Below are 9,271 nucleotides of genomic sequence, written 5' to 3' on the forward strand. Positions count from 1 at the left end.
TGCGTTCAGGACCGGGTTGTGCGAAGGGCGCGTGGCGTCACTCCGAACTCGGTCCTGAAGGCGCGGGTCAGCGCACTGGGATCCTCATACCCGGCGCGTAAGGCAATTTCTCCGATGCTCAAGTCGGTCTCGGCCACCAGCTTACGCGCCAGATTCAGACGCAATCGGCGATAGACCTGCGCTGGCCCAGCGCCCAATTCGGATTGCATCCGGACCGACAGGGCCTTTTGCGAACGACCCACCCGATGGGCGACTTCAGAAACGGGCAAAGGCGTCTCAAGATTCTCCTGCATCAGGGCCAGCGCCTTATTGACGTAACCGCTGGTCGCGCCTGCGCCTCCGGCATGAGACCGCGCTGAATCGCGCGTCATGAACAGTTGCGAGACCTCCAGGGCCAACGCCTGCCCCTGATCCCGCCCAATCAGATGCAGAACCAGATCAAAGGCCGCCATCGCGCCGGAACAAGTGATGCGGTTTCGGTCGATGACATAGCGTTCGCGCCGCGCATCGACCTCGGGGAACCTTTCGGTGAACCCAGTCAGCTCCTCCCAGTGGATTGTTGCGCGATGCCCATCCAATAACCCGGCCAGGGCCAGCAGCCAGCTACCGGTATCGAGGCCCGCCAGAACCCTGAAACGCTGGTCAGCAGATCGCAGGCCCGAGAGGGTACGCCAACCCCCATGCGCACGAAACCCATAGGATGGCATCACCATCAGCATGTCGCCGCTGGCGGTCTGCAGGGTCCCATGCGGCGCAACCTGCAGCCCGGATGACGAGGTCACCGGTCCGGTATCCAACGCGAGGAACTGCCAATCATACAATTTGCGCCCTGCCAATGTGTTTGCAGCCCGCAAAGGCTCGACCGAATTGGCCAGGCAATGGTTCGAGAATCCGTCGAACAGGAGGACTCCGATTTGCTGCGGTGCAGAGGGTGATTTAGTCCAATCTTGCATGATTAACGTCTATTTTCGCACGCTTCAAATTTCAAGCCACGTCAGGATACGCACAACACCGAATTTGGAGACGCCCGATGCAATATGGATTGTCCGACGAACAGGAGATGATCGTCTCAACCGTTCGCAGCTTTGTCGAAAACGAAATCTACCCGCATGAGGAACTGGTCGAACGCACCGGTGAAGTGCCTCAGGAAATTGCGGACGAGATCAAACGCAAGACGATCGAGTTGGGATTCTATGCTTGTAACTTCCCCGAAAGCGTAGGCTGTGCCGGGCTGAACCATCTGGAGTTCGCTTTGGTTGAACGCGAGTTGGGTCGCGGGTCCATGGCGCTGAACCATTTCTTCGGACGTCCTCAGAACATCCTCATGGCCTGTGAGGGCGAGCAGGTCGAGCGTTACCTGATGCCGGCCGTACGTGGTGAAAAAATGGATGCGCTGGCGATGACCGAGCCCGGTGCCGGGTCGGATGTGCGCGGTATGAAATGCGCAGCCGTCCGGGACGGGGGTGACTGGGTGGTCAATGGCACCAAGCACTTCATCTCGGGCGCGGAACATGCGGATTTCATCATCGTCTTCATCGCGACCGGAGAGGATCAGACGCCGAAAGGCCCGAAAAAGCGGATCACGGCGTTTCTGGTTGATCGCGGGACGCCCGGCTTCACCATCCGCGACGGGTACAAGTCTGTCAGCCATCGCGGCTACAAGAACATGGTGTTGGATTTTGACGACTGCCGCCTGCCGGACAGCCAGGTTCTGGGTGAGGTCGATGGCGGCTTCGACGTCATGAACACCTGGCTCTACGCGACACGCATAACTGTTGCTGCCATGTCCGTGGGTCGCGCTCGTCGCGCGTTCGACTATGCGCTGGATTACTCTGCCACGCGCGAGCAATTCGGCCAGAAAATCGGCAAATTTCAGGGCGTGTCTTTCCAGATTGCGGACATGATCACTGAAATCGACGCGGCCGACCTTTTGACGCTGGCCGCAGCAGATCGGCTGGACAAAGGCCTGCCCGCCAACCGCGAAATCGCTTCGGCCAAGCTTTATGCCTCTGAGATGCTGGCACGCGTCACCGATGCCGCCATTCAGATCCACGGTGGTATGGGCCTGATGGATGACTACCCACTCGAGCGGTTCTGGCGAGACGCGCGGGTTGAGCGCATCTGGGACGGCACCAGCGAAATCCAGCGCCACATCATCAGCCGCGATCTGCTGCGTGCATTGGGTGCGTAATGGTGACGCTGATGAGGGACACCTGATGAAGGCACTCAAACGTGTGCTGACACCTGCGTCGCTGGCCGTTATCGGCGGCGGCGCGTGGTGCGCCGAGGTTATTCGTCAGGCGAGAAAACTTGGATATTCGGGGCAAATCTGGCCAGTACACCCCAAGGCTGACCAAGTTGCAGGCGAGGCGGTCTACAAGTCCATCGAGGATTTGCCTCAGGCTCCGGATGTTGCGTTCATCGGCATCAACCGGCACGCGACGATCGAAACCGTAAGGATCCTCTCGACACTGGGTGCCGGGGGGGCTGTTTGCTTTGCTTCGGGCTTTACCGAGGCCCGGGCCGAAGATGATCAGGGGGCTGATCTGCAGGCACAACTGGTGGCCGCAGCAGGCGATATGCCGATCCTCGGCCCGAACTGCTATGGCTTTGTAAATGCGCTGGACAACGTGGCCATCTGGCCGGACCAGCATGGAATGCGACCGGTTGAACGCGGCGTGGCGATCCTTACCCAAAGCTCGAACATTGCCATCAACATGACTATGCAGCGCCGTGCATTGCCGTTGGCGTTCATGCTGACCTGCGGAAATCAGGCTCAGACCCATCAGGCGGATATCGCTGCGGCCCTGCTGGATGATGATCGGATCACCGCAATCGGAGTTCATATCGAGGGCTTTGGTGACTTGCGAAAGTGGGAGGCTCTGGCAGACAAAGCGCGCGATCGGGGGGTTCGCATCATCGCGTTAAAGATGGGGCGGTCCTCGCATGCGCAGGCCGCAACAATTTCCCACACCGCGTCTTTGGCAGGTGGTGATGCAGGGGCGCAGGCCTTTCTGGATCGATTGGGGATTGCCCGTTTGAATGATATCCCCAGCTTTCTGGAAACGCTGAAATTGCTGCACATCACCGGTGAACTGGATGGAAACGGGTTGGGCATGATCAGCTGCTCGGGCGGTGAAGCAAGTCTTGCCGCTGATATGGCCGAAGACAGGGATCTGCGGTTCCCCGCACTGACGGATACTCAGCGCACCAATCTGCGTGACGCACTGGGGCCGATGGTGGCGCTTGCGAACCCGCTCGACTATCACACCTACATCTGGCGCGACACGGATGCGATGACCCGCGCGTGGAAAAGCCTGGTCGGGCCGGATATCGCCATGACCATGGCGGTGGTCGACTATCCACACACAGACGCAACAGACTGGGAATGTGCAACGCAGGCAGCGCTCAACTGCGTCGCAGAAACCGGGCGACCCTTTGCCGTAACGGCTACTCTACCGGAACTGATGCCCGAAGATGTTGCGCGACGCCTCCGTGATGGTGGTGTCGTGCCATTCGCAGGATTGCACGAAGCGCTTGCCGCATCCGAGGCCGCAGCACCCAGATCTCATGAGGTCGCAGATCCAGTCCTGCTGCCCTCTGATACCAACGCCGACCAAATCCTGACCGAGGCCGAAGCAAAGGATGCTTTGGCCGAGTTTGGGATGCCGGTGCCAAAACGTGTTGTCGCCTGCCCGCAAGATGCTGGCCAGGCTGTGCATGGTCTGAATGGTCCGTTTGCGGTTAAGGGCGTCGGCCTTGCGCATAAATCCGAGCACGGTGCCGTACGACTTGGTATCGAGGCAGAGGAAATCGATGCTACAGCTCTGGATATCGGAACGCCTGAGATTCTGATCGAGGAAATGGCCACGGGTGGCGTGGCTGAGCTTCTGGTCGGGGTAACACGCGATCCGGCACATGGATATGTTCTGACATTGGGTGCAGGTGGCATCCTGACCGAGATATTGCGGGATACCGTATCGTTGCTGATTCCGGCATCCCGCGAGGCGGTCAGGACTGCGCTGGGCCAATTGGCATGTGCACCGCTATTGGCCGGGTACAGGGGCAAATCCGCCGCCAATATCGATGCAACGTTGGATGCTGTCGAGGCTGTGCAAAGCTATGTCATTGCCAATGCGGCAACTGTCGACGAAGTTGAAGTGAATCCGTTGATCTGCTCTGCTGACGGGGTGGTAGCGGTTGATGCCCTGATCCGAAAGGCAAGCTCATGAACCCGATCAAAACCCGCCGTGACGGCGCCATACTGGAAGTAACTCTGGACCGGCCAAAGGCAAATGCCATCGATCTGGCGACCAGTCGTATAATGGGTGATGTCTTTCGCGACTTCCGTGACGATCCCGATCTTCGGGTGGCGATCCTGACCGGTGGCGGAGAGAAGTTCTTTTGCCCTGGCTGGGATCTGAAGGCTGCTGCAGACGGAGATGCCGTAGACGGAGATTACGGTGTCGGCGGCTTTGGCGGTCTGCAGGAACTGCGGGACATGAACAAACCGGTGATCGCAGCCGTCAATGGGATTGCCTGTGGCGGCGGCCTCGAACTGGCACTGAGCGCCGATATGATCGTTGCAGCAGATCATGCCAGCTTTGCCCTGCCCGAAATTCGTTCCGGTACCGTGGCTGACGCAGCCAGCGTGAAGCTGCCCAAGCGCATCCCCTATCACATCGCGATGGAGCTGTTGCTGACCGGGCGCTGGTTTGATGCAGACGAGGCACATCGCTGGGGTCTGGTCAACGAAATCGTTCCAGCAGATCAACTGCTCGACCGGGCATGGGAACTGGCGCGCCTGTTGGCGAGCGGCCCACCGCTGGTCTATGCCGCAATCAAAGAGATCGTGCGCGACGCAGAAGATTCAAAGTTTCAGGACTCGATGAACCGGATCACCAAACGACAATTGCAGACGGTCGACGTCCTCTACGGATCAGAGGACAATCTGGAAGGCGCCCGCGCCTTTGCGGAAAAGCGCGATCCGGTTTGGAAAGGGCGTTAATCAGGATTTCTCGAACAGGGCGATTAGCGCAAGGTCGTCCTTGTTCGGGCCAGCGGCCAGATCCCCGTAAATGCGCACCGTGGGCAGCACCAGGTTTTCAATCTGATCTTTTTGCAGTTGCTGCAACGCATCTGCAAAACCCAGCGCTTCATAGTGTCGGGCATTGATCGACAGGGCAAACTGTGCCCCCGGCCGCGCAATGCGAAGCAGGGCGGGCAGCGCTTCGGGACCAAGATGGCCATGCGTGAAAGTCCCCGATGACACGATGCCCGAATAGCTGTCTGGTGGCACCGGGATGCCGTGGTTCAGATCAGCTTCGATCGCGTCACGATAGATATCCTTGCGCATCGCTTCATCCAGCATCTCGGCACTGATATCGGTGGCATCTATTGGCCCAACCCCAAGCCCGGCCAGAACCGCACCGCAAAGCCCGGTGCCAGCACCAACATCCAGAACAGGCCCTTGTCCCCCAGCGCTGACAAATGCCCGCGCGGTATGGATATGCAGTTGATAATCCTCAAGCGCGGCAAACCCCTCATCATAGTCACCAGCCCATTCAGCATAGAGACGTTTGCTGTCTTCGGATGATTTCAGCGCATAAGCCGCGTGCAGGTCGGGTGTCTTGTTGCTCATACCCCAATGAAGGCGCAACAGGGGATTCGAATCAAGTGCGTCCATCCAGCGCTTGCATCCCGGACCGTGCCCTATCATCAAGGGAAGTATGACTAATACACTTCTCTCTTTCGGACATGGGTACTCTGCCCGGGTCTTGTCCCGTCGACTGGCCCCAAAAGGCTGGCAGATCATCGGAACCACGCGCAACGCCGATCAGGCCGACTCTATTCGTGAATCCGGGGCCAATCCAATAGTTTGGCCGGGAGAGCAACCATCGCTGGATGGGGTGACGCACCTGCTGGTTTCAACCGCTCCGACCTCAGCAGGTGATCCGGTGCTTGCCGAATTGCGCAAAGAAATCACGGCGCGGGCTGATCAGTTTAGCTGGGTGGGATACTTGTCCACGACCGCAATTTACGGCGATCATGAAGGCGCTTGGGTGGATGAAAGCACCCCGCCCGCGCCCACCGCCGAACGCGGTCGCTGGCGGTTACGAGCCGAGGAAGAATGGGCTGCCATTCCCGGCCTGCCCCTGCACATCTTTCGACTTGCCGGAATCTATGGCCCGGGGCGGGGTCCGTTCTCCAAACTGAAACACGGTGGGCTGCGCCGGATCATCAAGCAGGGTCAGGTGTTTTCCCGCATTCATGTAGACGACATTGCTCAGGTGCTGGAAGCGTCCATGCTGCATCCCAAACCCGGCACGATCTACAACGTTTGCGATGATGAACCCGTACCGCCACAAGACGTGATTGGGTATGCAGCCGAACTGCAAGGCCTGCCACTGCCACCTGCGGTTCCCTTTGAAGAGGCTGAACTGACGCCAATGGCGCGCAGCTTTTACAATGAAAACAAACGCGTCCGGAACGACAAGATCAAAAACGAACTCGGGGTCAGGCTGCTGTACCCGAACTATCGTGTCGGGCTGGAAGCGCTTGTGGAAAGCGATGGTCTTACCTGAGACCGAGGGATCAATGCCCGATTGTTTGCATGTTCAACCCGGAACACTGAAACTTCCTGCTCCGGGTGATACATTCAAACTCAAGATACCCTGTCAGGCTGGTTTCTCTGCCTCGGCCTGAACCGGTTCCGCATCCATTTCGATCACATCATCAGCCTGCGGTTCTTCGAGTTCCTCAACTTCAACAGTCTCGGGCTTGTCCTCGAGCGCTCCGACAATCAGCGGCAGCATATGCACGCCAGTCGCCGTCGCGATCTCAGGCGTTTGAGGTGTTTGCCAGCTCAGCGTGTCAAAGCTGTGGCAGTTCTGGCAAACCGGCGCCCATTCAGGCTGGATGTCATGACAATTGTCGCACACCCACTGTGGCCCGCGTGGTGCATTCAGTGCCTTGGCCAGCCATCCCTGAACAACGGCATCGCTGGCGCCTTCACCACGCTCGATTGCGGCCATCAGCGTATAGGCGCGCGCATCAGCCTGCTTTTCAACCACATCGCCCAGCGCACGGCGCGCCTCGGGGAAGTCTTCGGCGACGATGTTCAGCTCGGCCAGAATAAGGCGCGTTTCCATGTTTTCGGGATGGATCCGTGTAAGCGCCGTAAAACGTTTGATCCGTTCTTCTGGCGTTTCATCCGGCGCTATTTCAGCAAAGACATGCGCCAGATCGGGATGCGGTTGCACCTCCCACGCTTTTTTCAGAATCTTGGTCGCGGCCCGTGGTTTGCCCTTTTCGATATAGGCCCGCGCAGCCATTGCTGCCGCTGGTACCAGATCGGGTGAAAGGCGGTTTGCCTCGATCGCATATTCCTGCTGTTCGACACTTGCGGTGTCGTCCAGAATGTCCTTGGCTTCGGACAAGGCCAGCACCGCATCGCGACGCTTATAAACGTCCCGTGGCAGATGACCTGATTTCAGCTTGGCGGTCAGTGTCGAACGAGCCCCGGCCCAATCCTGAGCTTTGGTCTGCAGGTTCAGCAGCACATCCTGCGTTTCCTGATGGCGGGGCTTCAGCTCCAGCGCCTTTTCAGCCAGCTTTCGGGCCGTTTCATCATCACCTTCAGCCAGTTTTTGCTTCATGATGCCGCGCACACCGACAAAGCGGGTGGCGTTATTTGTAACCAGCTTCTTGTAGGTGTCTGACGCTTTCTTGGTATCGCCGGTCATTTCCGCAGCCTGCGCCACCAGCAGGTTGGTCAGTTCGGGTTTGTTGAGCAACTTTTCAGCCTTGCTCGCCTTGGTCAGGGCTACACGCCCTTCGCCCGACGCAAGTGCCATCAAACCATCGGACAAAGCCTGATACCCACGCTGCTCACGGCTGCGATCGAAATAGCGCGACAATGCAGTCTCATCCCCATTGAGGAATTTGAGCGTCGCGATCAACAGGCCAAGCAATTTGAAGAACAGCCACACCGCAAACACCAGAACGCCCAGCGCGATGACCGACTGCAAGGGGCCAAGCGTGTATTCCGTACCTGCAACAGTGATCTGAACACCACCGCTTGTCTCCATAAGGTAACCTGCGCCCATGGCCAGCAGGCCGATAATCGCAACAAAAACAAGGATCTTAAACAATGACCACAGCATGGCAGGTCCTTCAGTTCGAGTTTACGCTTGAGGCAAGCGCATTTGCGGCATCCACCGCTGACAGCCGGGTTTGGGCCACCTGTTCCCAATCCGCCATCGCCGATTGCGCAGATTCTGGCAACGATTTGAGTTCGGTCAGCGCCTTGGACAAATCCCCGGCAGCCAACGCAGCCTGAGCGCGCGACAGGATTGCGTCCGGATCGTCACCTTCCTGCGGTGTTACTGAGCGTGCGCCTGTCTGGCGTTGAAGGAACGCAACAAACCCGGTGCTTTTGTCTGCATCACGCGCATCGGCCAGGGCAGCACGGGCTGCAGGCGAAAATGATGCGTTCAGCTCAGCAATCGTGGCCACGCCCTTGTCTGCCGGACCGGATAAAGCGTCTGGTACGGTTACACCGCCAGCCTGCAACTCGGTAATCAGATCGTCATAGCGCAAACCCGCATCGAGCTGCCCCTGCAGGCGAGACAGTGTGGCTGTGTTCGTCGCAGCCTTGGCGTCTGCGGCTGCTTTAGCCTCCAGCGCTTGCGCATCCGAGACCATTTTTTCGACCTCGGCTCGCTGTGCAGCGAGAGAATCCTGAAGCTTTTTCAACTCAGCCTCAAACGCAGCAGAAGCTTCTGGTGACACGCTTTGGGTCAGCGCACCGCTTTCCAGATCATTGAGACGGGTTGTCAGTGGATCAACTTTGCTCGTCAGACTGTCTAAACCAGATTTTACAGCATCCAGTTCCGAAGTAATTGGCGAAATCTGGTCTGTCAGCGCGGCGATCTTCGTGTCCATCTCTGTAGTATCGGACACAGACTTCGTCAGAGCCTCTATCTGGCTGGATTGATCATTGATCTTCGATTCCAGGGCCGTGATCGCATCAGATTGGCCCGACCCGAATATTCCCGCACTACCCGCTGCAAACCCGATAGCCGCAGCAACCGCGCCGCCAATCAGGGCAGGAACAAACCCGCCGCGCTTTTCTTGCGACTGAACAATCGGTTCTTCCCGAGTCTGCTCCACGGCCATTTCGGCTTCGGCTTCGGCTTCGGCTTCGGCTTCGGCTTCGGCTTCGGCTTCGGCTTCGGCTTCGGCTTCGGCTTCGGCTTCGGCTTCGGCT

The 9,271-nt window shown here is 58.4% G+C and carries 8 protein-coding genes; 4 read left to right on the plus strand and 4 right to left on the minus strand.

The window, feature by feature from the left end:
- Positions 1-5: 5 nt before the first annotated feature.
- Complete coding sequence (locus ACR0CW_RS19665; RefSeq protein ID WP_480789083.1) at positions 6-953, minus strand: GlxA family transcriptional regulator; 948 nt, start codon at positions 951-953, stop codon at positions 6-8.
- A gap of 77 nt (positions 954-1,030) precedes the next feature.
- Between ACR0CW_RS19665 and ACR0CW_RS19670 the strand changes: the two genes are divergently transcribed.
- Genes ACR0CW_RS19670 through ACR0CW_RS19680 form a run of 3 tightly spaced genes read left to right on the plus strand, consistent with a single transcriptional unit; the run spans position 1,031 to position 5,008 of the window.
- On the plus strand, positions 1,031-2,191 hold the full coding sequence (locus tag ACR0CW_RS19670) for an acyl-CoA dehydrogenase family protein (RefSeq protein ID WP_480789084.1): 1,161 nt from the start codon (positions 1,031-1,033) through the stop codon (positions 2,189-2,191).
- Between the two features lie 25 nt (positions 2,192-2,216).
- A complete protein-coding gene (locus ACR0CW_RS19675) occupies positions 2,217-4,232 on the plus strand; it encodes an acetate--CoA ligase family protein (protein WP_480789085.1) in 2,016 nt (671 codons plus the stop codon).
- On the plus strand, positions 4,229-5,008 hold the full coding sequence (locus ACR0CW_RS19680; protein WP_155143070.1) for a carnitinyl-CoA dehydratase: 780 nt from the start codon (positions 4,229-4,231) through the stop codon (positions 5,006-5,008). Before ACR0CW_RS19675 ends, ACR0CW_RS19680 begins: the two co-directional genes overlap by 4 nt.
- Here ACR0CW_RS19680 and ACR0CW_RS19685 read toward each other — a convergent pair whose 3' ends face one another.
- Positions 5,009-5,641 carry a class I SAM-dependent DNA methyltransferase gene (locus ACR0CW_RS19685; RefSeq protein ID WP_480789086.1) on the minus strand — a complete coding sequence of 211 codons (633 nt, stop codon included), beginning with the start codon at positions 5,639-5,641 and terminating at the stop codon, positions 5,009-5,011.
- 88 nt (positions 5,642-5,729) lie between these two features.
- Here ACR0CW_RS19685 and ACR0CW_RS19690 point away from each other — a divergent pair, with 88 nt between their 5' ends.
- Positions 5,730-6,584 carry an SDR family oxidoreductase gene (locus ACR0CW_RS19690; RefSeq protein ID WP_480789087.1) on the plus strand — a complete coding sequence of 285 codons (855 nt, stop codon included), beginning with the start codon at positions 5,730-5,732 and terminating at the stop codon, positions 6,582-6,584.
- A gap of 93 nt (positions 6,585-6,677) precedes the next feature.
- Here ACR0CW_RS19690 and ACR0CW_RS19695 read toward each other — a convergent pair whose 3' ends face one another.
- Both ACR0CW_RS19695 and ACR0CW_RS19700 read right to left on the minus strand, forming a co-directional pair.
- On the minus strand, positions 6,678-8,165 hold the full coding sequence (locus ACR0CW_RS19695) for a heme biosynthesis HemY N-terminal domain-containing protein (RefSeq protein WP_480789088.1): 1,488 nt from the start codon (positions 8,163-8,165) through the stop codon (positions 6,678-6,680).
- Between the two features lie 10 nt (positions 8,166-8,175).
- A partial coding sequence (locus ACR0CW_RS19700; RefSeq protein ID WP_480789089.1) for a COG4223 family protein occupies positions 8,176-9,271 on the minus strand: 1,096 nt, incomplete at its 5' end.

The organism is Ruegeria sp. CH6 (genome assembly GCF_056537005.1).